Origin of the sequence: Pseudoalteromonas porphyrae (genome assembly GCF_001298125.1) — a bacterium.
In the GTDB taxonomy this organism is placed as follows: Bacteria; Pseudomonadota; Gammaproteobacteria; order Enterobacterales; family Alteromonadaceae; genus Pseudoalteromonas; species Pseudoalteromonas neustonica.
This window is the reverse complement of sequence record NZ_LHPH01000010.1, coordinates 94,919-121,155: the sequence shown is the minus strand read 5'-3', so window position 1 is coordinate 121,155 and position 26,237 is coordinate 94,919. Positions and strand designations below refer to the sequence as shown.

At 39.8% G+C, this 26,237-nt stretch carries 17 protein-coding genes and 1 riboswitch; of the genes, 9 read left to right on the top strand and 8 right to left on the bottom strand.

The genetic code is table 11. The annotated features are described in order from the left end of the window. Positions 1-3 precede the first annotated feature (3 nt). From ADS77_RS10705 to ADS77_RS10690, 4 genes are all read left to right on the top strand, one after another. The gene (locus ADS77_RS10705) at positions 4-1,383 is read left to right on the top strand and encodes a sigma-54-dependent transcriptional regulator (RefSeq protein WP_054454365.1); all 1,380 of its coding nucleotides are present in this window, start codon (positions 4-6) and stop codon (positions 1,381-1,383) included. Further along, positions 1,383-2,666 carry a sensor histidine kinase gene (locus ADS77_RS10700; RefSeq protein WP_054454362.1) on the top strand — a complete coding sequence of 428 codons (1,284 nt, stop codon included), beginning with the start codon at positions 1,383-1,385 and terminating at the stop codon, positions 2,664-2,666. Before ADS77_RS10705 ends, ADS77_RS10700 begins: the two co-directional genes overlap by 1 nt. Positions 2,667-2,758: 92 nt before the next feature. After that, positions 2,759-5,719, top strand: coding sequence for a DUF3857 domain-containing transglutaminase family protein (locus ADS77_RS10695; protein ID WP_054454359.1), 2,961 nt, complete (start codon positions 2,759-2,761; stop codon positions 5,717-5,719). 916 nt (positions 5,720-6,635) lie between these two features. Then, positions 6,636-8,099 (top strand): sensor domain-containing diguanylate cyclase, encoded by a 1,464-nt coding sequence (locus ADS77_RS10690; RefSeq protein ID WP_082355667.1) that lies wholly within the window; start codon positions 6,636-6,638, stop codon positions 8,097-8,099. 14 nt (positions 8,100-8,113) lie between these two features. On the opposite strand, the gene ylqF is transcribed toward ADS77_RS10690, so the two are convergent. Continuing rightward, positions 8,114-9,058: a ribosome biogenesis GTPase YlqF gene (gene ylqF / locus ADS77_RS10685; RefSeq protein WP_054205870.1), complete on the bottom strand. Its 945-nt coding sequence runs from the start codon at positions 9,056-9,058 to the stop codon at positions 8,114-8,116. 90 nt (positions 9,059-9,148) lie between these two features. Between ylqF and ADS77_RS10680 the strand changes: the two genes are divergently transcribed. Both ADS77_RS10680 and ADS77_RS10675 read left to right on the top strand, forming a co-directional pair. Then, positions 9,149-9,685, top strand: a complete 537-nt coding sequence (locus ADS77_RS10680; protein WP_054205869.1) for a YaeQ family protein — start codon at positions 9,149-9,151, stop codon at positions 9,683-9,685. 22 nt (positions 9,686-9,707) lie between these two features. Then, the gene (locus ADS77_RS10675; protein ID WP_054454354.1) at positions 9,708-10,304 is read left to right on the top strand and encodes an alpha/beta fold hydrolase; all 597 of its coding nucleotides are present in this window, start codon (positions 9,708-9,710) and stop codon (positions 10,302-10,304) included. Here ADS77_RS10675 and ADS77_RS10670 read toward each other — a convergent pair. Continuing rightward, positions 10,301-10,510, bottom strand: coding sequence for a hypothetical protein (locus ADS77_RS10670; RefSeq protein WP_054205867.1), 210 nt, complete (start codon positions 10,508-10,510; stop codon positions 10,301-10,303). The genes ADS77_RS10675 and ADS77_RS10670 overlap by 4 nt on opposite strands. Positions 10,511-10,867: 357 nt before the next feature. On the opposite strand from ADS77_RS10670, the gene ADS77_RS10665 reads away from it, so the two are divergent. Next, positions 10,868-11,341: a Dps family protein gene (locus tag ADS77_RS10665; protein WP_054454351.1), complete on the top strand. Its 474-nt coding sequence runs from the start codon at positions 10,868-10,870 to the stop codon at positions 11,339-11,341. A gap of 231 nt (positions 11,342-11,572) precedes the next feature. Here ADS77_RS10665 and ADS77_RS10660 read toward each other — a convergent pair whose 3' ends face one another. Then, positions 11,573-14,437 carry a TonB-dependent receptor domain-containing protein gene (locus tag ADS77_RS10660; RefSeq protein WP_054205865.1) on the bottom strand — a complete coding sequence of 955 codons (2,865 nt, stop codon included), beginning with the start codon at positions 14,435-14,437 and terminating at the stop codon, positions 11,573-11,575. A gap of 241 nt (positions 14,438-14,678) precedes the next feature. Between ADS77_RS10660 and ADS77_RS10655 the strand changes: the two genes are divergently transcribed. Further along, positions 14,679-15,425: a LytR/AlgR family response regulator transcription factor gene (locus ADS77_RS10655; protein WP_054205864.1), complete on the top strand. Its 747-nt coding sequence runs from the start codon at positions 14,679-14,681 to the stop codon at positions 15,423-15,425. Here ADS77_RS10655 and ADS77_RS10650 read toward each other — a convergent pair whose 3' ends face one another. From ADS77_RS10650 to ADS77_RS10630, 5 genes are all read right to left on the bottom strand, one after another. After that, on the bottom strand, positions 15,426-15,824 hold the full coding sequence (locus ADS77_RS10650) for a hypothetical protein (RefSeq protein WP_054454348.1): 399 nt from the start codon (positions 15,822-15,824) through the stop codon (positions 15,426-15,428). It lies immediately after the preceding gene. A 20-nt stretch (positions 15,825-15,844) separates the two neighbouring features. Further along, positions 15,845-17,923: a S9 family peptidase gene (locus tag ADS77_RS10645; protein WP_054454391.1), complete on the bottom strand. Its 2,079-nt coding sequence runs from the start codon at positions 17,921-17,923 to the stop codon at positions 15,845-15,847. Between the two features lie 102 nt (positions 17,924-18,025). Further along, a complete protein-coding gene (locus tag ADS77_RS10640; RefSeq protein WP_054205862.1) occupies positions 18,026-18,592 on the bottom strand; it encodes a hypothetical protein in 567 nt (188 codons plus the stop codon). A 118-nt stretch (positions 18,593-18,710) separates the two neighbouring features. Then, a riboswitch (cyclic di-GMP riboswitch) is annotated at positions 18,711-18,803 on the bottom strand. A gap of 185 nt (positions 18,804-18,988) precedes the next feature. Beyond that, positions 18,989-22,162, bottom strand: a complete 3,174-nt coding sequence (locus ADS77_RS10635; RefSeq protein WP_054205861.1) for an efflux RND transporter permease subunit — start codon at positions 22,160-22,162, stop codon at positions 18,989-18,991. A gap of 15 nt (positions 22,163-22,177) precedes the next feature. Beyond that, complete coding sequence (locus ADS77_RS10630; RefSeq protein ID WP_054205860.1) at positions 22,178-23,356, bottom strand: efflux RND transporter periplasmic adaptor subunit; 1,179 nt, start codon at positions 23,354-23,356, stop codon at positions 22,178-22,180. A gap of 290 nt (positions 23,357-23,646) precedes the next feature. Between ADS77_RS10630 and ADS77_RS10625 the strand changes: the two genes are divergently transcribed. Beyond that, positions 23,647-26,163 (top strand): zinc-dependent metalloprotease, encoded by a 2,517-nt coding sequence (locus ADS77_RS10625; protein ID WP_054454345.1) that lies wholly within the window; start codon positions 23,647-23,649, stop codon positions 26,161-26,163. Positions 26,164-26,237: the final 74 nt, after the last annotated feature.

Sequence of the window (26,237 nt, the reverse complement as noted above, 5' to 3'; positions counted from 1 at the left end):
AAAATGGACACAATTTTAGTTATCGACGACCAAGCCGATGTGCGCATGGCCGCCATCGTGGCGTTAAATCAAATTGGCTATCAATGCATTGAAGCACAAGGCCCAGAGCAGGCACTGGGGCTAATTAATAGCAGTACTATTAGCCTGATACTGCTAGATATGAATTTTAAACTCGACACCACCTCAGGCGACGAAGGGCTGCGATTTTTAAAACAACTACAGTCGCTTGGCTCAACAATACCCGTGGTGGTAATGACCGCATGGGCCAGTGTTGATGTTGCCGTAAAAGCGATGCAATTAGGCGCGCTAGATTTTATAGAAAAACCGTGGAACAACTTGCGCTTAACGGCGGTAGTACAACAGCAACTCAAACAGCAAAAAACCAGCCACGACAATGCTTGTTTAAAAGCCTTAAACACCACTAAAAATGCCGATTACATTGCCAATTCCCCCGCTATGCGGCAACTACTTACACGCGCTAAACGCGCAGCAAAAACCGATGCCAGTATTTTAATCACCGGTGAAAATGGCACCGGAAAAAGCTTATTAGCACAGTATATTCATCAGCATTCTAACCGTTGTGAACAACGTTACGTGAGCGTAAATATTGGCGCTATTGCCCCCTCATTATTTGAAAGCGAGTTATTCGGCCATAAAAAAGGCGCGTTTACCGATGCCAAAGAAGACCGCCTAGGCCGCTTTGAAATAGCCAACGGCGGTACCTTATTTTTAGATGAAATAGCCACCCTGCCGCTTGAACTGCAAAGTAAAATGCTGCGTGTGCTAGAAAGCCAAGAGTTTGAAGTATTAGGCTCAAGCCAAACGCAAATAGCCGATGTACGGATTATTGCTGCCACTAACGCACAGCTTGCCAAAGCGATTGAAGAGGGAGAATTTCGCCGCGATTTACTATTCAGGCTCAACACTATTGAGCTACATATTCCACCACTGCGCGAACGAGTAGAAGATATTATTGAGCTGGCAAACCACCTACTCACAACTCATGGTAGAAAATATAAACGCACAAATATGACACTCACGACACACGCAATGACTGCCCTCACGCAATACAGTTGGCCGGGCAATGTACGCGAACTTAGCCATTGTATTGAACGCGCCGTGATCATGAGCGATAACGACAACATTACAGCCAATGATTTAATTTTAGAACAACCCAGCAGTGAGGTCAGTCATAGTACAGCAGGTGATAAATCATTACCTTTATTGCCACTGGAAGAGCTTGAAAAACAAATGATTCAAAAAGCACTGGCCGAATTTAATGGCAATGTCATTGCCGCAGGCGAGTTTTTAGGGCTCAGTAAGTCGGCCATATATCGTCGTATTGATAAGCATCAGCTCGATTTAAAAGAAGCAGACAGTTAATGCCAAACGCGCTCTCATTTGAACAACGTATTAAGCGGTATATTTATTTAGTTGCCGCAGTCTTACTCTTACTGTGCGGCTTGCTCGCCATTGCATGGGATGTTGATTGGTTTACCAGCGCCAGCATTTTATTACCAATAGCAGCGCTTGCGATAGGCGGTTTAGTTAAATGCTACCGACTCATTACTGATGTGATAGATCGCTTTGGCCTACAATTAGATGCGTTAGCGAATGATGAAAGTAACAGCTGGCATTTAGCGCAATATCAAGGCGGGCGTATTAGCGGCCTAAAAACTGATTTTAATAAGCTCAGAAACAAAATTGCTAAAAATAAACGCCATTATATGCAAACCGAAGAGTTTGTATTTGAGTTTGTTGGCATGCTTGATTTACCCATTGTTATTTTAGACCCTCACGGGCTTATATATTTTACCAATCAAGCATTTTTAAATAGCTTAACCAACCCAACCATTGATGGCTTAACAGCTAACAATCTCGGCCTCACTTACAGCCAAGGCAATTGGCAACAAAACGATGAATCACGCTTTGAGCAGCGTTTTCATATTTCATCACAAACTTTTTGGCGCGCCGGGCGAAGCTATGAACTACTCACTTTATTTTCTATCGAGCAGCAATTACGTGCCAATGAAAAGCAGGTATGGCAACGCTTAATTAGGGTTCTTAATCATGAAGTAAGAAACTCCCTAACCCCTATTTATTCAATGAGCCAATCATTGCAACTGATGAAACAGCAAGGGCAGATCAATAAAGAGCCTGACTTAGCCAGCGACATGCTGCTAGTAATTGAAAAACGTGCTCAGCATTTACTCGACTTTGTGGCCAGCTACAGCGCATTTTCGCAGTTACCTGCAGCAAAAAAACAAGCGGTGACGAACGAGACAATTAACCTTAGATTACATGCTTTATTTCCACAGCTCGACATTAAAGCCGCTGAGATTAAGCACTTTAATGTTGATCTTGGGCAGTTAGAACAAGCACTAATAAACCTAATTAAAAACGCTTTTGAAGCAGGAGGCAAACACGCACCAACACTTAATTGGCAGCAGCAAAGTGATAAGGTCATTATTGAGCTACTCGATAGCGGTACTGGTATTACAAATCCCGACAACCTATTTGTGCCCTTTTATTCAACTAAAGAACAAGGAGCTGGCATAGGCTTAGTTATAAGCCGCGAACTTATTCGTAACCAAAGTGGTCAACTACAGTTATTAGCCAATCCTTATTGCCAAGGTACACGCGTATTAATTACCTTACCGAAATAAAGAATCCTCTTCATTTTATTGGCTTAAAAGCAATAGCTTGGTAATCTAACGCCTATAGGGAATACCAAAAACCAACCAAAAGAAGAACAATAATGAAATGGACTCAGTTAACCAGCCTCGCTCTTAGCGTGTGCTTTTTAGTTATAAGTTTTTATAGCACCAGCCAAGAATACCAAATACAAACTGCCGATAGTTGGGTAAAAAAACACCCCCTCATTGAAACTGACATTCCCGTTAACCAAATTATCGATGGTACTTACTATTTACTCCTCGATACCCAAATCAACGTTTCACAGCAGCAACCTACGCAACGCTATACGCGCACAGTTATGCAGGCCGTGAATCAAAGTGGTATTGATTATATCAGCCAACTAAATTTAGATTTTGATCCCAGTTATCAAACCCTCACCCTGAATGGGCTGGGCCTTATTCGTGATGGCCAATACATAGATAAACTCACCAGCGCGCAATTTAAGGTTTTACAACGAGAAACTGAATTAGCCAATGGCATCTACAACGGCAGCCTTACTTTAAATATTATTGTTGATGACATGCGCGTAAACGACAAACTCGACTACAGCTTTACGATTACAGGGCGTAATCCTGTTTATCAACACTTTAGCGTGTCTCGTACGTTAAACTGGTCAGTGCCCGTTGCACAACAATTTATGCGTGTGCTGTGGCAAAAATCAACGCCACTTTATATTAATACTGTCAATGGTGAGACTGATATAAAAGACACTCCGCTTGCTGTTGGGCATGACTATCAAATCAGCTTACGTAATCAAGCAACTGTTGCATCTTCAAATCAAACACCACGTTGGTATAGCCCTTATAAACAGGTTTTTTTCTCTGAATTAAACACATGGCAAGAGGTCACCGAGTGGGCTATTCCTTTATATCAATCTGCCATTGAGGTCACTGCTAGCGTTGCGCAAGTTGCCGATGATATTACTATGCAGAACCTCCAAGTCACTGATCGCATTGCCGCAGCCTTGAAGTTTAGCCAAGATGAAGTGCGTTATTTGGGCTTGGAAATGGGCACAAACTCACACCAACCAACACCCGCATCAGAAACTCTTGAACTGCGTTATGGCGACTGTAAAGACAAAACAGTGCTCCTTATATCATTACTCAAAGCGATGGGGATCCCAGCTTACCCAGCTCTGGTAAACACCGAAGAGGGCAAGCGCTTAAATCGGCTTCCTCCTTCTGCGAACCAGTTTGACCACGTTATTGTTACAGTTGAATATGCGGGACAACGTTATTGGTTAGACCCAACGATAAGCTATCAAACGGGAAGCTTAGAGCACCTAGCTCAACCAAACTATGGTTATGCATTAATCATTAAACCTTTTGAGCAGCAGCTCACAAAAATGACGCCACCTGTTGACGGTCTGAGAATTAAAACCACTGATAACTACACCATAGCGCAAAACCGTGAACAACCAGCAACCTTCCAAACTAGCTATTTGTATAGCGGATTTGAAGCCATAAATAGACGCAGCTCACTAGCACGCAACGGCCTTGATCAAATAGCCAAAGACTACCTTGAGTATTACCAAGGCTACTTTAAAGGTCTAACTATTGATCAGCCGATGACAGTGACTGAAAATGCCAATAATGGTGAACTTTTAAGCAATGAGTTTTATTTGATTGATGATTTTTGGCAACCTGCTGACCCAGATCTAAGAGCTGATTTTTATGCCTCAGAGATTCAAAACAGTGTTTACGAACCAGATCAAATTACGCGTACCGCTCCGCTCTATTTCCAGTACCCAAATAACATTGAAACAACCATTAAAGTTAAATTTGAAGAACAAAATTGGCAATTTGATAACGAACAAGTCGAAGTTGATAACCCTTTCTTTTACTTTAAAAAGAATATTCACTTTGCTGAAAACACCCTCACGCTTAATTTTTCATTTAGCGCCAAACAAGACCATATTCCAGCGGATCAAATCAAGCTATACCTTGATGAACGAGAAAAACTGATCGATCACACTCACTTTGGCATTATTAAATATATTGATGGCGAAGCGACTACAAGTGATTCTGGCGGGTTGGATCTCGAAGACAGTTGGATCATTGTTTTGCTATGTGTGTACCTTATAGGCATGGTGTTCTTTATAGTGGCATGGCGCATAGAATCAGCAAAACGCCCAACCTTCAATAACACTCATTTTTACCCTGTATCGAACGCTAAATTTATTATTTATAGCATATTTACCTTAGGGCTATTTATTAACTACTGGAGCTACCGTAACTGGCTGGCGATAAAAGCACAGCAAGATAGCCATATAATGCCGATTGCTCGTGGGATTTTTGCACTGTTTTTCTTCTACTCTTTATTTTTAGAGCTACTTGCACACAGCCAAGAGCACCATAAAAAAAATAAAATCATGCCAAATGCACTAGCCTTAATTGGCTGGTTACTACTTATAGTAATTACAGCCACTACACGTTTTAGTGACTATGCAACTATTGGATTATGCATTATCCCACTCATTTGGCTACCGCTGGTGAACTATATTCAGCATATAAATCAATCATCTGAAGCACTGATATATAACTCTAAATGGCGTATAAGAAACATCGTTATCAGCATAATTTGGGCACCAATTTTATTTTTAGGGCTGCTGCAAGAGGCTTATTTATTACCCGGCGCATCAATTGTCAAAGGTGAAAAGCTATGGCCATTTCAGGTGCAATTTTTACAACGCCAACAACTAATGCCCATTGATGAAGATATTTTATATTTTTACAGTGATGCTTTTTTTGATTTTCGTAGTGACGGTAATGGCATTACTGACAACTATATATTTAGCTATTGGCAAAATGAACAAGGGCAGCTTGAATCACGATTAAAGCACTTTAAAGATATTACGAGTATAGAAGTAACCTATGGAAAAACGAAATTTGATAACACCGTGATTAAGGTTATCGATACTGAGCAACAATACTTTTTACTTATCATCGATAGCGAAGGGCAAACAGATAAAGAGCTTGCAGAACAAATAAATCGTCGCCTTGACCATTACAAATCACTTTAGCTCCATTAGGGCTAACAGTAACTCTTTGCTTTATTTGTACTTTTTACAAAAAACAAAATAAATGAGAATTATTTGCAAATGGGTGTTGACAGATTTATAGATCTAACTGATAATCAATATCAACAAGACGGCAAAGTACTACGACTTGTACGGAATAAACTGATTTGTTTCTCGACCCTGAAACACGTGTGGCGCACGTAAACAGCCAAGGTTACCTGTTGCTAACCGCAACGCCCCTTGATGTTGACGACAGATAACCGCCCTACTATTTTACTTGCTACATTGCTCATATCGGTGACGGTAGATATGATACTAAAAAGCCCTTACGGGCTTTTTTTATGCCTGAAATTCAACAGCAGCACAGCACCATAAACTCCCCGAAAACCTTCTTTTTTAATGTTAATTAAAATACCAACATGATAATGAGAATAATTTTCAATTAGGTGTTGACACTCATTTAAATCTAACTGATAATCAATATCAACAAGACGACAACGCACAACGACTTGTACAGAATAAACTGATTTGTTTCTCGACCCTGAAACACGTGTGGCGCACGTAAACAGCTAAGGTTATCTGTCACTAACCGCAACGCCCCTTGATGTTGGTGACAGATAACCGCCCTACTATTTTACTTGCTACATTGCTCATATCGGTGACGGTAGATATGATACTAAAAAAGCCCTAACGGGCTTTTTTTATGCCTGTTAATTAATAGCTTATTATCACAAAAGGTCGACACGCCCTAATAGCTTATTCAGCTTTGAATAATAAAATAAGCAAAATTATTTCTCGTTCTTCACTCCAATACTAAAATGGAGTAAACTCTGCCGCTATTGTTATTCATGGCGCTTATTACATTGAATAAATGAATTATTTAATTCGCTAAAATAGTCATATTCTAAATAGAATTAGTATGATTATCGACTCTAAGGTATGGATGCTTTTTATGTTACTGATGCGCAAAAAATACAATACCATCTTGCTCGGCTTCCTACTTTGCGGCTTTATACTTACCAGTTGGTTAAGTTTTAACCTCGCCCATAACTCAATTAGTAAAGAGACAGTCAACCCACTCTCCCTGACTCAAGATACTGTCTACTCTGAAATACAAGAAGATTTAATGCAGCCCATTTACGCTGCTAAAAATATGGCTAACAATACTTTTTTAAGGCGCTGGGCAGTCCAAGGGGAATCTAAACCTGAACTCTTAATTGAATACCTTAAGTACATAAAACAAGATATAAATATCGACATCAGCTTTTTTGCATCAAGCCAATCTGGGGTTTTTTATCATGATGGTGATGGTGTTATCAGTGGCTCTGAAAATTTCACTCAGCAACAATGGTTTATTGCCGCCATTAACTCCCCCCATGATTACGTTATTAACATTGATCAACATCATTTAACGCCCTCAAAATATACTTTGTTTATAAATTACAAAGTGGTTGATGCACACGAAAATATAATTGGTATTGCAGGCGTTGGGATCACACTTTCAAAACTAAAAAAAATCATTACCCAGTATCAGCGTCACTATCATCGTAAAATCTATTTTATTGATGAGCAAGGCTCTATAACACTCCAAGCGAGCTCTGAGCCGACAAAACTCAACAACATACATCAAAATGATGAGTTATTACCTTATCTAGATAATATATTTTTAAAGCAACAAACTGCATTTGAATTTGAATACAATTCACAGCCAGCCATTTTACATAGCCGCTGGGTGGAGCAATTAGGATGGTATTTAATTATAGAGCACCATAACAAAGGTACGTCGTCATTGGTAAGCCAAGAGATACTCTCCAGCTTATTACTAAGTGGGTCCCTCATTTTACTCGTGCTATGTTACGCCCATCGCACATTTGATAAGTATCAGCGACAAATAGAAGCGATAGCATCCTTTGACAAGCTTTCTAACGCACTAAATCGCCAAGCTTTTGATCCATTATTGACTCAACACGTCATACAAGCCCAACAAAAACAACAACGCCTAAGTTTAATACTGCTAGACATTGACCACTTTAAACATATTAATGATAGTTACGGACATTTAGCAGGAGATAAAATAATTCAGCAAGTTGCCCTTACTTGTCAACAAGTAGCGCAAGATAATGATGTGGTTTGTCGATGGGGTGGTGAAGAGTTTATTGTACTCCTACCGCACAGTGATCTCGCTAAAGCACAGCAAACAGCTGAGCAAATAAAACACCAGCTAAAAAACATGGTTCAAGTACAAGAAATTGCAGTGACAGTCAGCTTTGGTGTAGCGCAATATCAAATAAAGGAATCTGACGAGTCTTTTATTTCTCGTGCTGATAACGCCCTACTCCAAGCTAAAAGACTAGGGCGAAACCGTATTACGTTAGCAAGCTAACGCTTAACAACTAGTTAACGGCGATTTTTACGCGCACGCGCTCGACGTTGTTTTTTCTCTTCTTCTTTAGCCGCTTTTTTAGCTTCAGCTGCTGCACGCAAGCCTGCAACCATTATTTCTTCTTCTTCACGCATGGCTGGCGTTTCCATAGTGATACGACCAATAATGCCATCACGTAATTCATTAATTAGAATTTCAGACATCTTATAAGTATCTATTTGATTACCACCACGAATACAACCACGCTTTTTGCCAGCCATTTCAACAAATTCCCAATCACTCTCTGGTAATTCATCAATTTTATAGCGTGCTTTTAAAAGTGCCGGGTAAGCACGTAACAAGTACTCAGCCGTATAACTTGCCACTTCTTCATACTCAATCGCGGTATCACGAATAGCGCCAGTTGCGCCCAAACGGTAGCCCGAGTTTTCGTTTTCTACTTTTGGCCACAACATGCCTGGCGTGTCGTAAAGCATAATGCCATCTTCAAGCTTAATACGTTGCTGGGCTTTAGTAACTGCAGGCTCGTTACCTGTTTTTGCTACAATTCGACCTGCTAACACATTGATCAAGGTAGACTTACCAACGTTAGGTATACCCATAATCATGGCTTTAATTTGCTTATCAGCACCCACTTTATGCGGTACTAACTTTTTACACAGCTCGTTAATACGATGAACCTCAGCCGCTTTATCGTTACCAAACGCAATAGCCTTTACGCCATTTTCCTGCTCAAAATAATCCTTCCAAATTTGCGTCATTTTAGGATCTGCTAAATCGGCTTTGTTCAATATTTTGATAACCGGCTTGCCTTCACGCAACGTCGCCACCATCGGGTTTTCACTGCTGTAAGGAATGCGCGCATCAAGCACTTCAATGATCACATCCATTTGTGGCATTATTTCTTTAATTTCATTACGGGCTTTATTCATATGCCCAGGGAACCACTGGATAGCCATTTTAAACTCCTACAGATAATTTAGTGCTATTTTAACTGGCTCGGCGAGTAATTGCGCTATACTGGCGCAAATTTTTTCAAATAAACTGTTATGGCTCTTAAATCTACGATTATTAAAGCGCAATTATCGCTTAGCGATATGGACCGCCACCTTTACCAAGATTTTAATTTAACCTTGGCGCAGCACCCTTCTGAAAACGATCAACGCTTGATGGTTCGCTTACTTGCGTACGCACTTAATGCGTGTGATGGCCTTGAATTTACCAAGGGGCTATCGGCTGACGATGAGCCAGAAGTGTGGCATAAAAACTACAGTGACGAGATTGAGCTGTGGATTGAGCTCGGTTTACCTGATGAAAAACGCCTTAAAAAAGCCTGTAATAAAGCTAAAAAAGTGGTGCTGTATACATATGGTGAAAATAACCAAGCAATTTGGTGGCAAAAACACCAACCTAAGTTGTATGATTTTAAAAATTTAAGTATTTTTAGTTTAGATTTTACTGCCACGCAGGCGCTTGCAGCATTAGTTGATCGTAACATTTCGCTGACAATGACTGTTCAAGATGGCGAAGTATGGGTAAGTACCGATAATACAAATATCGAGATAAAACCACAGCAATTAATGTAAGCATTATTAAATAAGGGCGTATATGGCAATTCAACAAGTTGTAGTATTACATGGTTTGTACATGTCAGGCTTTGTAATGCGCCCGCTGTGCTCTCGTTTAAAAAAGTCAGGCCTAGATATTCTTAACCTGTCTTATAATACGCTCAGCCCTGATCGCGATGCTATTTTTGCTCAAATTGATACTTTTATAGATAATAAAAATACGGCACTGGTGTGCCATTCAATGGGTGGGTTAGTGGCGCGCGCTTATCTTGAAGCAAATTCGCACCAAAGCCAAAATGTGAAGAAGGTTATTACGCTGGGAACCCCGCATAAAGGCAGCCATATTGCAGAGCAAATGCAGCAAAAAGGGTTTGAAGCATTTTTAAAAAACAGCGTTGAGTTTTTACTCTCTAAAAATGGTGATTGGCCGTTTAATGCTAAACTTTATAGTATTGCTGGCGATCTGCCTATTGGGTTAATGCCGCTTATTGCTAAGGGCAGCCAATCAGATGGTACTGTATTGCTTGATGAAACTAAGCTCAATGGCATGGCAGAACATAAGGTGTTTCACTTAAGTCACACCGGTATGATCTACTCACGCCAAGTAATGAAATACATTGTTGGGTTGCTCATTTAATCTTCTGCACTCGCTGCTACTTTGTAAGCAACAAATGCGATAATCCCTAAAATCAACGGTGTTGGTGCTGCGATATAACCAAATGTATCAAAATTAGCAAAGCTAGCACCCGCTAAGTGGCCTACCACCCCGACAACAAATGCCAGTAAAGCGATACCCACAACAACCAATTCCATTTTGCTTTCTTTTTGTGTTTTAGCCTGCATGTGAAATCTCCTAGTAATTAATCTAGTTTGATTATGCGCCGACTGTAAATGCCGATTTTGACCTAAATCAAACTATTTACCTGCCTTATTACTCAGCAATATAAAGCTTGTTCTAGATCATCTTTTTGAGTTTATTTTAACCAATAAACGACTATTTAACTCCTGGGGTAGTTTTTCTTAAATAAGCCCCCAGTTCATTAATTAGGGTCGCTTTTATTGAATTTTCAATCAGCGCCACATTAATAGGTAAAAACTATCAACATTATCGATTTTAACCATTTTACAGATTACAAAAAATGGCTGATACTCTTTATCAACAGCTCGAAAGTATCTTATTAATTTGTTCAGGAGAAAAATATGTCACAGGTAAATGCTATTGGCCTTAACAGTGCAAAAAGTGAAGATATCGTAACGTCACTTAATACACTGCTAAGTAGTTACCAAATTCAGTATATGAATGCGCGTGGTTTTCACTGGAATATTAAAGGTCGTAATTTCTTTGAACTACATGTGAAATTTGAAGAAATTTATAATCTATTACTTTTAAAAGTAGACGAAATTGCAGAGCGTATTTTAACGCTTGATGGCGCACCACTTCATGCGTTTTCTGACTACCTTAAAATTAGTGAAATTAAAGAAGCTAAAAACATCAGTGATGGAGTAGCCGCGGTAGAAAACCTGCTAGCAGGTTACAGCACACTGATTAAAATGCAGCGCGATATATTAATCCAAGCTGGTGATGCTGGCGATGAAGGGACAGCGTCACTAATGGGCGATTACATTACCGAGCAAGAGAAACTTGTTTGGATGTTAAAAGCTTACTTAAATTAAGCCTTTTGCGGATGATAGATAAAAGCCCTCGTTAGAGGGCTCAAGTAGGGATAAATCGTTAAATAATAAGCGATTCAATTTGTATACTACCCTTTAACTAAATAACAACAACGCCACTGTTACCAGTGGCGTTTTTTTAGGTTTAAACGGCAAGCGTGTACGTAACCACTTATTCATAAATAACAAAAAGCCTCACAATAGTGAGGCTTTAGCTAAATCTTAAAAGTTAAATTAAAAGTCCTGTTTATAGTTCAAAAACCATGTTCCACCAGGAATATCATGAGCAGAATAGAATGAGTTAGCAAATGGATTTAAGGCAATTGGAGGCTCTTTTCTAAAGACATTACGCATACCTACACGCACACTTGCTTGCCAAGGTAGTGTATAGCTCGCTGATAAATCATGGTAAACAACACTTCCTATACGATTGAACCCAGCTTCATTTTCATCACCAGGATTGCCACGTTGATTACAAAGCTCCCGCGTTGCCAAGCCATCATCAACAAAATTATCAGGTATAGTGCAAGATTCTATCAAGTTACTGGTATATCGCATACCCCAAGTAACTGTTAAATCATCGTAACTCCATGTGGTATTAAAGGTACCACGCCAGCGTAAAATATCACTATTAATTGATGCAACTCGGTTATTAGCACTATTGATGTTTTCACCTACGCCTGCTGAGCGGTATTTATCTGTATATGAGCCATTTAAGCGAAACACAAAATTACCTAAATCTTGCGTATCAAAGCGGTAGTTAGCATTAAAGTCATACCCTTCAACTTCTAATTGATCTAAGTTAAATTGTGATGTGCGTACAGTCGCTATTCGGCCATCTTCACGGCGCTCAATGAAGCCACAAAACTCTTCTTCACCTTGAACATAACAGCGATCAAGCATTCCCCCTGCTGATATAGATGAGAGTGCGTCCTCTAACTCTATTTTGTAATAGTCGATAGTCATATCAAAACCATCAAGCCAACTTGGGTTATAAACAATACCGAATGTTTTAGTATTACCCTCTTCTGGTTTAAGTTCAGGGTTACCACCATTTAAAGCACGTAACTGGCCTGTAGGTTGAGTTGAACCTCCACTTGGTACATTATCCGCTAAGCAACGTGCTTGAACATCTGGTAACTGCAGCCCAAATTGCGTTGTATTACATGGATCTTGAACTGATGGAAAACCTTCGCCGCCACCTGCAAATAAGTTATCTACTGAAGGAGCTCTAAATGTATCTGAATAGTTACCGCGTAACATCAGATCATCATAGATCCGCCATGTAAAACCAACTTTAAAACTTTCGTTATCAAAATTTGAAGTTACTGGGTCAACACCTACAAACCCGCTATTTTCAAAATCAGCAAAACGCCCTGCAAGGCTAATATCCAGCTGTTGTACGCCAGGTAAATCAGCTAATAATGGTACTGCAAATTCAAAATAGGCTTCTTCAGCTGTTTGACTACCGTTGGTTGGTTCTCTGAAATTACTTGAACTTAAACCCGCAGCGATTAATGCATCAGGACTATCAACGAAAGTATTTGTACGTTTTTCTACTCCCGCTGCAAACCCTAACCAACCTGCTGGTAACTCAAATAACTCACCACTAATATTTGCAGCAAAGTTAGTCGTGCCAGTATTCACTTGATCATTCAATTCATAACCAATGTAATTAGCCATTTCGCTTGTAAAACCAGTTTCCCCATTAAAAATATTCAATGGTACACAACCCGCAATTGTATTATCAGCGGTACCGCACTGTGCAACACCATCTGCAATAAACGAGGGTCCCACTGCATTTCTTAAATTTTGTAAATTTACGTAGTTTTGACCTTTTACACTGCGGCTTGAGTCACCTCTGGACATTGACACATCCCAAAGCAATACTCGATCTGCAACTTCAAACTCACCTTCAAAACCGCCCGTAATAAAGTATGTATCGTAGTCTTGAATATTTGTACGCGGGCCAATTGGGAGCGTTCTAAAACCAAAGGACGCTAAATCTTCACCGAATGGGTTATAGATACTATCTTTGCTGAAAGGTATTTCCCACTGTGGCCCTGAAAAACCTGCGGTAAGCGGCACTGCTGCAATTTGCGTTACAGATTTTCGTTGGTTATATGTAAAATCAACAAAAGCTCTCAGCGAGTCTGAAAACTCGTGGTTAACCTTTGCGAAAACGTTAAACCTATCAGAAGGGGTTTTTAAATAGTTAGTTGGTGCAAAATTATAACGGTGCTTTGTCCCAAATGGTTCGAAATCATCGGCGGTGCGAATACCATCACCTTCTTTTGCTGGATCTAAAGATAAGTTTCCGTCTGAAGTACCAAAAATACCATAAAGACCAAAAGCACTACCAAAGCGCTCTGGTATATAAGCAACAGGATATTGTGATATTTCTCTATCGCCAGCGCCTATTTCTTTTTCTTCTGATTTTGAGATATTCAAAAATAACGAGGTATTACCTTTTATTGTACCAATCGAAATACCCGCTTGCTTGTATTCCCCATCACCTTCAAAGTTTGCACCTATGCTTGCATCTAAGCTAACACCTTCAAATCCATCTTTAGTAATTATATTTACTACACCTGCGATTGCATCAGTGCCATATACTGCAGACGCACCATCAGCCAAAATATCAACACGCTCTACAATCGCTATTGGGATTTGTGAAATATCGACTTGCCCACCACCTAAAGCTAAAAATCGACGACCATCGACTAAAACGAGTGTTCGGTTATCCCCTAGGTTTCGTAATGAAATAGTTTGCGAGCCATCATTACCATTAGTGTTATTCGTTAATTGTGTTAGTCCTGATAGATCGGCCTGAGCAACTGTTTGTAATAATTCACCAATGTTCTGAACCCCTGAAGACTCAATAGCTAAACGACCAATCGACGTAACTGGTGATGATCCTTCAATGTCCGCTCTTTTAATACGGGAGCCTGTAACCTCGATACGCTCGACTTTTTCAGCGGTCCTTGCCTCGGCCGCCACACCTTGAAATGATAAACCGCTAAATAAGGCTGCACTTAGCCCGATTGTTAATGACGATTTTTTAAATGCAACCGCATGAGCTTTGTTTGTTATTTTCATATTAATTCCCCTGAATTATCGTTTTTCTAAGTAACGAAAATGTTACTAAGCGATAACACTAAGGAAATAAAAAAATTCACTCTATCGTTATTACGTCAATCGCATAGTTGGTGGTGCAACAGGCGGGTTTGATGTGATCGAGCAATAAAACACATACAATAAAATTAACATTTTAAATTTAATATGAATGAAATTGGGATAATTCAGGTCTTCTTTGTTAAATATATAATGAGAATATCAAATGTTTACTGCTTACTTTAATGCCTTAACACTCGTTAACGATGAAGAATTCAATGCTCTGCTTGATATACAGCTTGATGGCAACAGGCATTTTTATTCCCATACATCAACAACCTTAGAGCAATTAGAGAAACTTGATACAAGCCAATTTAATGTAATATTGCTGCAACTATCCGAGGCACCACAACCGACCCTACTGATCCAACTTGTTGACCTGAGTAAAAACGCTAAATTAGTTATTATTGCTGACGATCCAAAGCTCGCGACTTTAGCTTTTGAGATAGGTGCCGTCGATTTTATTACTACACATAGCCCTATTTCACGGCTAAATAAGTGTTTTGAAAAACTTATCCATCTATGCCCTTTAGCAAGTGCGATGGAGCAAGCACATCAACTTACAAAACCATTGCTAAATTCACACCTAATAGTTAAAGATGTTGGGAAAGTGAGGCTCATTGAAATAGACGACATTATTTGGATTAATGGCGCAGGAAATTATGTCGAGCTGCATTTTTGGCAACAAGATGCCGCTGTATTACACCGTGAAACGATGAAAAATATTGAGCAACAGCTCGCCCCTGCGGGGTTTATCAGAGTTCATCGTTCAACACTGGTAAAGCAAGCTGTTATTTCTGAGCTGACAGCCACCGATAGTGGTGACTATAAGCTAAAACTAAAAAATGGCGTGCAACTCAATCTCTCAAGGCGTTATAAAAATAGCTTAGCGACGATATTACAAACCGCTTAATTAAAGCCAGTTTTTTACATAAATATGCTCTGGATATTGCTGCGTATATTGTTGCAAGCTAGCGTGATACCGTACATCCATACCACTTTCACGCCAAATGTTCTCAAGCAGGCTTTGAGCTATTAAGTTTGGTTGAATATAATCAACTTGCTTATAGCCTCGCGCTTTTACACCATGAAAATACGCCTGGGCGACCTCCAAGCTATCGGCCGTTACTAATTCAAAGTCTGCTAAATTAATGACGGCATGCTCTATTGAATTAGGTGGTAACTTGGCTAGGTCATCAAACACTTCTTTAGTGAACGCAATCACACCTTCACGATTAAAGCATCCACTGATTTTAATATAAATCATTGGAGGTTCAATGGAGTATTGCCAATTACCATGCGCGCCAAACATTTTAGTACCTCATATGGTAGTTAAATTTTAGCTAAGCTAATAAAAAATGCCATTTCCAGCGCTTTTTCTTCTAAGCTTTTAAAGCGTCCAGATGCACCACCATGGCCTGCATCCATATCCGTTTTAAATACTAAAATATTATCATCTGTTTTGTATTCTCGCATTTTAGCCACCCACTTCATTGGCTCCCAGTATTGAACCTGAGAATCATGCAATCCTGTCGTGACCAATATGTTTGGGTATGCTTGTGCCTTTATATTGTCATACGGTGAGTATTTATCAATCACATTATAATAGTCAAGGTCATTTGGATTTCCCCATTCATCGTATTCGTTGGTGGTCAAAGGGATTGATTCGTCAAGCATCGTTGTCAGCACATCTAAAAATGGCACGTGGCAACCAACCCCTAAGTAAAGCTCTGGTGCTTGATTAACGACGGATCCCATTAATAAACCACCTGCACTACCACCTGAGGCAAAAACCTTATCTTGTGCTCCATAACCTTGAGCTACCAATGCGTTAGTTGCATCAACAAAGTCATTAAAACTATTTTGCTTATGCTCTTTTTTACCTTGTTCATACCAATCTCGCCCCAGCATTTCGCTGCCACGCACATGGGCTATTGCATATACAAATCCACGATCTAGCAAACTAAGTGAAGTGCTCGAAAAGCTAGGATCTATGGTGTAACCATACGCACCATAACCATATTGAAAAAGTGGATTGGTTCCATCTTTATTAAATGTGTCTTTACGATACACTAGAGATATGGGTACTTTTACGCCATCACGTGCTGTTATCATTAATCGTTCTGAGGCGTAATTTTCAGGATCGAAGTCACCTAAAACTTGCTGTTGTTTTAATAAGGCCTTTTTACCGTTATTTAAATCGACTTCATACAGCGAACCCGGTGTTGTCAGGCTTGAATAATAAATACGTGCCACGTGCGAATCATGCTCTGGGTTCATTGCGATAGCGGCATAGTAACAAGGGTCATCAAATTCTAACGTCATTCGTTGCTGTTGTTTATTAATAACAATAAAACGCGTTTGTCCTTGCTCGCGCTCAGTCAGCACTAAAAAATCGTTAAATATTTCAACACCTTCTAAAAGTACCTCTGCACGATGGGGCGTGTGCTCAAGCCACTGCATCTTATCCGCAATAGTGGTGGCGGTTGCCGTCATTAAACGAAAGTTTTTTGCCTGCCAATTAGTAACAATATAAAATGTGTCATCAAGTTTATCGATATCAAATTCATGACTTTCTTCACGCGGCATCAACTGAGCAAATTCGCCCCAAGGCTGATTAGCATCTAACACCCACATATCATTAGTTTCAGTGGTCGCTAAATCAATAATAATTAAGCTTTCATCGCGGCTTTTACCTAACCCCATAAAAAAGCTGCGATCTTGTTCTTCATACACTAATACGTCGTCAGATTGTGGTGTACCTAATACATGGCGATAAACCTGATACCCCAACAGGGTTTTAAGATCTTTTTTAACATAAAAAACCGTCTTATTGTCGTTCGCCCAAACAACTTGGCCTTCGGTGTTTTCTAATACATCCTCAAGCAAACCATCGCTATCAATTTTTTTAAATTTAACCACATAAATACGACGACCATCGGTATCTTCAGAGTAAGCAAGTAGTTGTTCATTTGGGCTAATCGCCACCTCGCCTAACTCGTAAAATTCAAAACCTTCAGCAAGTAGGTTTACATCTAATAGCAATTGTTTATCTGCCGTAGTCATTGAACGACTACGGTAATGGCGAGAGTATTCGTCATCGCCACGTACTTCACTGTGGTACCAATACTCGCCATCTTTTACCGGGTAGGTATTGTCATCTTTAACAATTCGCCCTTTTAGCTCCTCAAACAATTGTGTTTGAAAAGGCTTAATTTTTGCGAGTTGCTGATCGCAATAATTATTTTCGGCTTCTAAATGTTTAAGTATCGCAGGCTCAGAGCGATCATCATCACGCATCCAATAGTAATCATCAATTCGTGTTTTTTGATGTGTTGTTAAAGTATGCGGCTGCTTATGTGCAACCGGCGCATTTGAAAGTACAGACAACGATAAGTTTGATTGAGCCACAGAAAAACCAATAAAAAATTTTGAGAATCTGAGTCTACCATAATTTTTAAATGCGCATAAAAAAGCCCACTCAATGAGTGGGCCAAAAAATGCCAAATAGCATTAGGGGGAAACTTGCTGCCAAGCTAAATTCCAACTTTGGCCAACACCAGGCTCATAAAGTGGGTTATTTTCTTCTTTAACTTTGCAAAATTGACTGAAAGGCCAAGGCTTACATTTATAAATTAAACCTGTTTTTGGCTGTAATACTTTAACGCCGGCATTATAGTCATTACTTTTTTCTGGGTAAACATAATCATATGCTGGTTTGTCTGTTTTTATGTCATCGCACTTTGCAATGCAATGAAACGTTATTTCAGCACGTTCAATTCCACACCCCTCAAGGGCGTAAATTTGATTTGACCGATAGGCAACGATTAGCCCTTGTTCGGTCATTTTACCTGCTTCAACTAGCGGTATATGTGTATTAATGTATTCGGCAATAAAACGCGGCCAACTGTGTGGCTCACCCTGCTCAGCGCTGGTGATTTGGTAGTTAAATGATAAACCGACTAGCTCTCCTTGCATGTCAAAAAAGGTTACCGTCACCCTATCACCCACAAATAATTGGGTATGGTGATTTAAGCAACCAATTGGCATCCATTTTCCGCAAGCCAATGACGTATGCATAAACAAAGCAACACCTTAAGAATCACTAATAGGTACTATCCATCATTTGACGGATAAAATAAATACTTTTTTATTACTTTTAGGACAAATGGCACACAGTGAGGGTGTAATAACGCCGTGCGACGGCTCCGCTATCTTAGTTTTAGCACGCTAAAACCTTAGACCGGAAACTTTGCGTCCTAACCTTTCGATTAGTTTGCCAATACAGGTGGATTATAAAGTGAGCTGCATCACAAATCAAACAAAAGAATGTAATCAAAATAAAAAACCAACCCTTAACACCTATAAAAATTAAAAACCGACTGTTAAAGGTGGCCTGAGTATCGATTTAAAAAGCAAAAAGCCAGTGCGTAATGCACTGGCTTTTATAACTCATTAGATTTGAGTTGTTTTTCTTTAGGCAAGTTGTTTCCTACGTGAAAATAGGCCTTTTATTTTTCTAAATAGGCCTCTAAATACGCCACCTACGTCACTCATTATAATGTACAAACACGGTACTAATAAGAGTGTAATCAGGGTTGCAAACATAACAGCAAAACCAAGAGCAACCGCCATTGGTATTACGAATTTAGCCTGTAAACTGGTTTCAAACATAATCGGTAATACACCAGCAAACGTAGTAATTGAAGTAAGTAAAATAGGCCTAAAGCGCGCACAACCCGCTTCAATTACAGCATCTTTAATACTCACTCCAGCACGACGCGCTTGGTTTACAAAGTCAGTCATAACCAATGAATCATTGATCACAACACCTGCGGCAGCAATTAAGCCAAAACCTGACATTAAGCTAATATCTAAACCAAACCAGTAATGACCCCAAATTGCTCCCGTTAAACTAAACGGAATAACCGACATTACGATAAGAGGCTGTGCGTAACTTTTTAGTGGAACCGCTAACAAAATATAAACTAAAAACATGCCTCCAATAAAGAACATGATCTGCTCATTAGCTTGTGCTTGTTGTTCCTCTATAGCACCACCTAGCTCAGACTTAACACTTGGGTATTCTTCTTTAAGCTGCGGTAGTAGGTTTTCTTTCACTTGCTTAACCACTTCGTTTGGCTCTATCACTTCTTCGTCGATGCTGCCATATATGTATACTGTACGGTAACCACCTTCGCGGCGAATATAGCTGATACCTGGCTTTTCTGTAAGCTCAACCACATCACCAAGTAATACTTCTCGGCCTTGCGGAGTTGTGATCACTGCATGCTTAAGCGATGAAAAAGCTTCACGAGTGAGTTTTGGGTAACGCACCATTACACGTACTTCTTCACCACCGCGAATAACACGCTGCGCTTCACCACCATAAAAACTCGCCCCAACCTGATTAGCAATCGATGCTAAATCCAAGCCTAAATCATAGGCAACTGGCTTTAAGCTCATTTGCACTTCTTTGCTCGCAGGGTCAATGGTTGAGCTGATATCAAACAATCCCTCTTGTTGTTGCAATAATTGAATAAAGCGACGCCCAGCTTCATTAAGAGTGTTGATATCAGAACCAAATAATAGATAACCAAACTCACCATCACCACCGCCACCATTAACGTCATCTTGGATTGTGAGTGATTTTACACCGGCAATATTTGGCATAGCATCACGCCAGCGACGTGAAAGCTCAAACGCATTGTATGGGCGTAAATCTTCTTCAACCAACGGTGCAAGTAACTGGGCTTCAGTACGACCTTGATTAAATACTAATACGTCACGAACAATCTTTTGGCCAAACTCACGCTCAGTTTGTTTATCAACTTCAAGTACCATGGCTTCGATTTCACGAATAGCAGTAATCGTTTGAATATCAGAAGCGTTATCGTTCATCTCTAGGTTAATTTGTGGAAAATCGTGCGGTACTTTTGGTGTAGGAACCATGCGTACTTGGTTTGATGAAATTAATCCAAAGGTAAAAATTAACATCCCGATAAAACCAAACAGTACCACCCAACGCCACTCAACACAGCGCACAACAAAGCGCTTATAAGGGCCATTTACAAAACCAAAAAAGCGATTATTAAAACGCGCTCGCCAACCATTCGGATCGATAGGCGGAAAGTTCGTGTGTGCAATATGCGCTGGCAATATTAGCTTTGATTCGATCAAACTAAATATTAAACATAAAATCACAATGACGGCGATACCATAAAAGAAAGCACTCTCAGGACCACTTGATAACGTAAACGGGGCAAATACTGCAATGGTTGTTAAAACGCCAAAAGTTGCAGGGGTCGCCACACGTTTTGCGCCGTTGACTACATTAACTACACCACCACCTTTTTTCTCTATTTCAGTGTAGGCACTTTCACCGATGACAATGGCGTCGTCCACCACAATCCCTAGCACCATTATAAAGGCAAAGAGTGAAATAATATTTATGGTCACACCAAATAATGGCATCATCATCATCGCGCCAAGGAAGCAAACTGGCAAACCAATCATTACCCATAACGCCAATTTAAAGCGCAAAAATATTGATAACATAATCGCGACCAATACCGCTCCTTGCAATAAATTGGATAGCATCATGTCTAGGCGGGCATTTAGGTAGTAGGTCATATCCATTAACGGTTCTAGTCGAACACCTAATGGAAGATTTTTATTTTTTTGATCAATATACGCTTTTACAGACTCTGCAACTGGGATCATATTTTGATCTTCGGTTGCCTTTACTGATAAGTAAACTGCATTTTCACCGTTAAACTTAAAGTAACGTTCGCCTTCAGTAAATTGGTCTTTTATTACTGCAATATCTTGCAGTAATACTTTAGCACCATTTTCACCTATTTTAACGGGGATCTGACGGAACTCTTCACCTGAATAAAATTGGTTTTCAACTCGTACTGAAATAACACCCGAGTCTGTTTTTAACTGCCCAGCTGAAAAATTAGCTGAATAACGACGTATCGCACCTGCGACGTCAGTTAACGTTAAATTATACTGGCGCAATGTGTCAGGTTCGATTTCAATCGCAATTTCATCAAGCGGTACATCATTAACAACCAACGACACATTTGATAACTGCAGTAATTCGCTTTCAATACGATTGGCAATCGGCTTAAGCTCGCTCAATGGTAAGTCAGCAACTAAAGTCATACCAATCACATCTTGGCGGAATTCTATTTGACTTATGGTGACCGGTTCCATTCCTGCAGGAAAAGTTGCAATACCATCTACGCGCAACTTAACTTTATCAAGCACCTCACTTAATTCAGCATCAGTATTTATTTCTAATTGCGCGCTACCGCCATTACGAAATGAGCGATAGACACCTTTTTTGATTTCGGTAATATCCTTTAAAGACTCTTCAATCTTAATTAAGATACTTTCTTCCATTTCCTGAGGTGACGCCCCCGGGTAATTAGCATTAATAGAAATATAATTGATTTCAACGTTTGGGAACATCTGGCGTTGCATCGTAAAAAAGCTTATAACACCCATCAAAATGATAAAAAACATCATTAAATTTGCCGCAACGGAGTTATTCGCAAAGTAGGCAATTATACCTGTTTGCTTCTCTTTGCTTACAGGATCAACACTTGGTTGATCTGAGCTGGGTAATTCAGTGTTATTCATAACGCAGTCACCCTTTTATAATTTTTCTGTGGCTGCACTATCTAGCGCATCACTTTTTTTAACGTCTGGAACACCCGCAACTTTTACTGCCATACCCTTTTGTGGGTACTCAGGTAAAGTAACAACAAGTTGATCATCCGCTTCTAATCCATCGCTGATATAAAAGTATTCACCCTCTTCGCGAATTACTTTCACTGTACGTGACTCTAATTGCTGCTCTTCATTTACAATCCATACAGTTTGATTATTAACCAGCTCTTGCGGTAAACGATAAATATTCTGCAACATCGTCCCTGCAAAATTTACTTGTACATAACTGCCAAATTTAATTGCTGGTTGTTTATTTGTAAGGCCATATGGGTCATCAATACGCACCACTAAACTACTCATACGCGTTGCGTTATCAATCACACCAAGATCTCGATCTATTACTGCTTGGCGAGTAAAACCATGTAAACCTGTTTTAATCACTGTTGCTGTAATACCTTTTACGCGCTCAGGTAAAAATACATTATCAAAACCAGCGATAGGAATGATGATTTCTGCTTGTTCGATATTATTTAATTCTCCAATTTGAGAACCCATATTAATATATTGGCCAACACCAATATCACGGCTAACAATAAGTGCGTCATAAGGGGCTGTTACATCACAATTATCTAAATCACGTTGCGCTCGCTTTAAACGAGCTTGAGCTGATTTAACAGATGCTTGGGCACTTAATACTTGTGGTTCACGTAAAAATAATGCGGTACGCACTTTACCAGGGAAACGCTTTGCTTCATCGCCAGCAACCTGAGCTTGCGCCTGCTCTTCAATTAGTTTCGATTGCGCTTGGGCCAGCTCTGCTTCAGCCTGTAATAAGGCTGCTTCGTAGTTATCTTTTTCGATACTAAACAATGTTTCACCGCGGGCAACTATGCCACCTGCAACAAAGTTTGGATGCCAACTCACCACTTCACCCGACACTTGTGCAGAAAGGCGTGTGCTTTCAAGTGGCTTAACTTCGCCATAGCTATTAATAACCACTTGGTGATTGTTAGCCGAGACAGGCTCAACTTTTACAGTGGGTCGTGTATCTACGATTTCTTTCTTATCTGGCTCTTGTGCGATTGCATTTATTCCCACAAAGCCGACAATACCTATGCCTAGTGCGACAAAAGGAAGTATCCATTTCAATATACCTGTACGCATTATTATTATTCCCCTTAAAATTTCACTGACAGTATAATAACAGAGCTAAATGAAACATTAACGTGACATTTGTAAGCAACTGTTACAATTTATGTACCAAAACAGGAACACTTATATTTTACTCTGTTTATCTTTTAGAAATCATTTTTTGAACATTTTGTTACAATAAAATAAATATTAAAATCAACACATTACATTGAACGCAACAGCATTCATCGCGGTTCTCTTTTTTCATTAATTTTATTCGGTACTATTACCTAAATTTTTTACAAGCTGAATGAAATATAAAAATGAAATTAACTACACTCACATTAGCACTGAGCTTAGCATTAGCAACCAGCGGCCACACATTAGCTGCCGATAAAAAAGATGACAAAAAAAGTAAAACTATTGCTGAATTAATTAAAAACAAAACTGAATTCGCTGGTATTTTTAGCTTATACCAAGACGAAAAAACTGGCGATCACTTAATGGTGATTAACGAGTCGCAACTTGATACGCCATTTGTGTATTTTGCACATACTGTTGATGGCGTGACTGATGCTGGGCATTTTCGTGGCGCATACCGTGAAACCAAGCTAATTGAATTTAGAAAGTACTTTGACCGTATTGATATTATTAGTAAAACACCGCGTTACCAGTTTGATGAAAACAGCGCAATTGCAAAAGCAGCCGATGCCAATATCAGTGAAGCGGTACTCGCTAGTATTAAAATTGAAAAACAAGAAGAAGGCAAAATCGCTTTTAATGTAGATAAGCTTTTTCTAAGCGAAGCGCTACATAAAGTATCGCCATGGCCAAACCCAAACGACAAAAACGCTAAAAAACGTTTTAAAGTCGGCAAATTAAGTGATAAAAAATCGCGCATTATAAAACAACGCCCTTATGCTAATAACTTAGATGTTGTTGTAGATTATGTATTTGAAAATGCTAACCCAAGTGTTCGTGGCTCAAGCGCCGTTAGCGACCCTCGCAATGTATCTGTAAAAGTACAACATTCATTTGTAGCTTTACCTGACAATAACTATCAACCGCGTATTGATGATGCTCGCATTGGTTACTTTACTAACCAATTTGATCAAATGACTTCGCCAGATTGGGCACCGTATAAAGATGTGATAAAACGCTGGGATTTACAGAAAAAAGATCCAAGCGCCGCATTATCAGAGCCAGTAAAACCGATCACATGGTGGATTGAAAATACCACACCAGTTGAATGGCGTGACACCATTGCAAAGGCAACGCTTGCATGGAATACATCGTTTGAAAAAGCGGGAATTAAAAATGCCATCGTAGTAAAAATACAACCAGATGATGCTGATTGGGATGCGGGCGATATAAATTATAACGTACTACGTTGGACTTCATCACCTAAGCCTCCATTTGGTGGTTACGGCCCTGCACTTGCAAACCCGTTAACCGGCGAAATCCTCGGCTCAGACATCATGCTTGAGTTTGTGTTTATGAAAAACCGCTGGATTTACGACACGCTCTTTACTCAAGGCACTATGAACCACAGTAATGAACATGCAAATACCGGTGAACTAAACTGCTCTCTTGGTCATGAAATTCAACAAAATATGATGCTTGCAAATAGCCTATCAACAGGTGCCAGCATTGAAGATAAAGAAATTTTGCGCCAGGGTCTTACACAGTTAGTTTTACATGAAGTCGGCCACACACTGGGCCTTAACCACAACATGAAGTCATCTATATTGTGGAATGAAAAAGACGTACATGACAAAACAAAAACGCAAGGGATCGTGACGGGTTCTGTTATGGATTATGCCCCAGCTAATATCGCACCAATTGGCATGACACAAGGTGACATTTTCCAAACTAAGCCTGGTCCTTACGATGATTGGGCCATAGAATTTGGTTACAGCCAAGCTAAACCAGACAATACTGCTGAACAACAACGTCTAGAAGCCATCTTAGCCCGTTCAACAGAACACAAACTTGCCTTTGGTAATGATGCTGATGATATGCGTGCGCCAGGTCGCCATATTGACCCACGCGTTATGATTGGTGATATGTCGTCTAATCCTGCAGCATATGGCGCAGACAGAATGGCACTAATCAATAAGCTGTTTACTGAACTTAAAGATAAAGCCCGTATTGAAGGTGAATCGCATCAACAACTGCTAATCTCGGCAAACAGCTTGTTTGGTCAATACAGAACACAAGCTAATGTGATTTCTCGTCAAATTGGTGGTGTGTATGTAGAGCGTGCTGTAGTAGGTGGGAATGAGGCGGTTGCACCTTATACACCAGTGCCACTTGAACGCCAACAGCAAGCGATGCAAATTTTAGCTAAAAACGTATTTGCACCGGACGTGCTAACTAGCATGAAGCCACTTTATAGCTACATGCAACAGCAGCGTCGTGGTTTTAATCATTACGGTAAAAATGAAGATCCTAAACCGCATAAAATGATTTTAGGCATGCAAAAATCAGTGTTATCGCAGCTGCTACACCCTGCTGTAATGCAGCGTATTTCAGACACCGCACTTTATGGTAACCAATACAGCCTTAGTCAATTTATGGAAGAGTTAACAGCCAGCATTTTTGTCGATAGTAAACGAGCGAACTCAATCAGCCACAATTTACAAATTGAATATGTAAATCAGCTAATTGCTATTGCCGGACTGGGCAAGACAAGCAAGCACGATAACCTAGCTAAAACAGCCGCACTTTATCAACTAACCCAAATTGCTGATCTCAGCACTGCGTGGGGAGCAGATACGGCAACTAAAGCACATAAAAAGTATATAGACCGCTTAATTAGTAAAGCACTAGAAGCATAAGTCGTTAGACCGTACTTTTATTATATGATCGTCTTGATCAATATAAAAAAGTACGGTCTTTTTATAACACCAAA

Coding starts and splice junctions, on each gene's coding strand:
- ADS77_RS10705 (WP_054454365.1), top strand. CDS start 4: ATGGACACAATTTTAGTTATCGACGACCAAGCCGATGTGCGCATGGCC.
- ADS77_RS10700 (WP_054454362.1), top strand. CDS start 1,383: ATGCCAAACGCGCTCTCATTTGAACAACGTATTAAGCGGTATATTTAT.
- ADS77_RS10695 (WP_054454359.1), top strand. CDS start 2,759: ATGAAATGGACTCAGTTAACCAGCCTCGCTCTTAGCGTGTGCTTTTTA.
- ADS77_RS10690 (WP_082355667.1), top strand. CDS start 6,636: ATGATTATCGACTCTAAGGTATGGATGCTTTTTATGTTACTGATGCGC.
- ylqF (WP_054205870.1), bottom strand. CDS start 9,058: ATGGCTATCCAGTGGTTCCCTGGGCATATGAATAAAGCCCGTAATGAA.
- ADS77_RS10680 (WP_054205869.1), top strand. CDS start 9,149: ATGGCTCTTAAATCTACGATTATTAAAGCGCAATTATCGCTTAGCGAT.
- ADS77_RS10675 (WP_054454354.1), top strand. CDS start 9,708: ATGGCAATTCAACAAGTTGTAGTATTACATGGTTTGTACATGTCAGGC.
- ADS77_RS10670 (WP_054205867.1), bottom strand. CDS start 10,510: ATGCAGGCTAAAACACAAAAAGAAAGCAAAATGGAATTGGTTGTTGTG.
- ADS77_RS10665 (WP_054454351.1), top strand. CDS start 10,868: ATGTCACAGGTAAATGCTATTGGCCTTAACAGTGCAAAAAGTGAAGAT.
- ADS77_RS10660 (WP_054205865.1), bottom strand. CDS start 14,437: ATGAAAATAACAAACAAAGCTCATGCGGTTGCATTTAAAAAATCGTCA.
- ADS77_RS10655 (WP_054205864.1), top strand. CDS start 14,679: ATGTTTACTGCTTACTTTAATGCCTTAACACTCGTTAACGATGAAGAA.
- ADS77_RS10650 (WP_054454348.1), bottom strand. CDS start 15,824: ATGTTTGGCGCGCATGGTAATTGGCAATACTCCATTGAACCTCCAATG.
- ADS77_RS10640 (WP_054205862.1), bottom strand. CDS start 18,592: ATGCATACGTCATTGGCTTGCGGAAAATGGATGCCAATTGGTTGCTTA.
- ADS77_RS10635 (WP_054205861.1), bottom strand. CDS start 22,162: ATGAATAACACTGAATTACCCAGCTCAGATCAACCAAGTGTTGATCCT.
- ADS77_RS10630 (WP_054205860.1), bottom strand. CDS start 23,356: ATGCGTACAGGTATATTGAAATGGATACTTCCTTTTGTCGCACTAGGC.
- ADS77_RS10625 (WP_054454345.1), top strand. CDS start 23,647: ATGAAATTAACTACACTCACATTAGCACTGAGCTTAGCATTAGCAACC.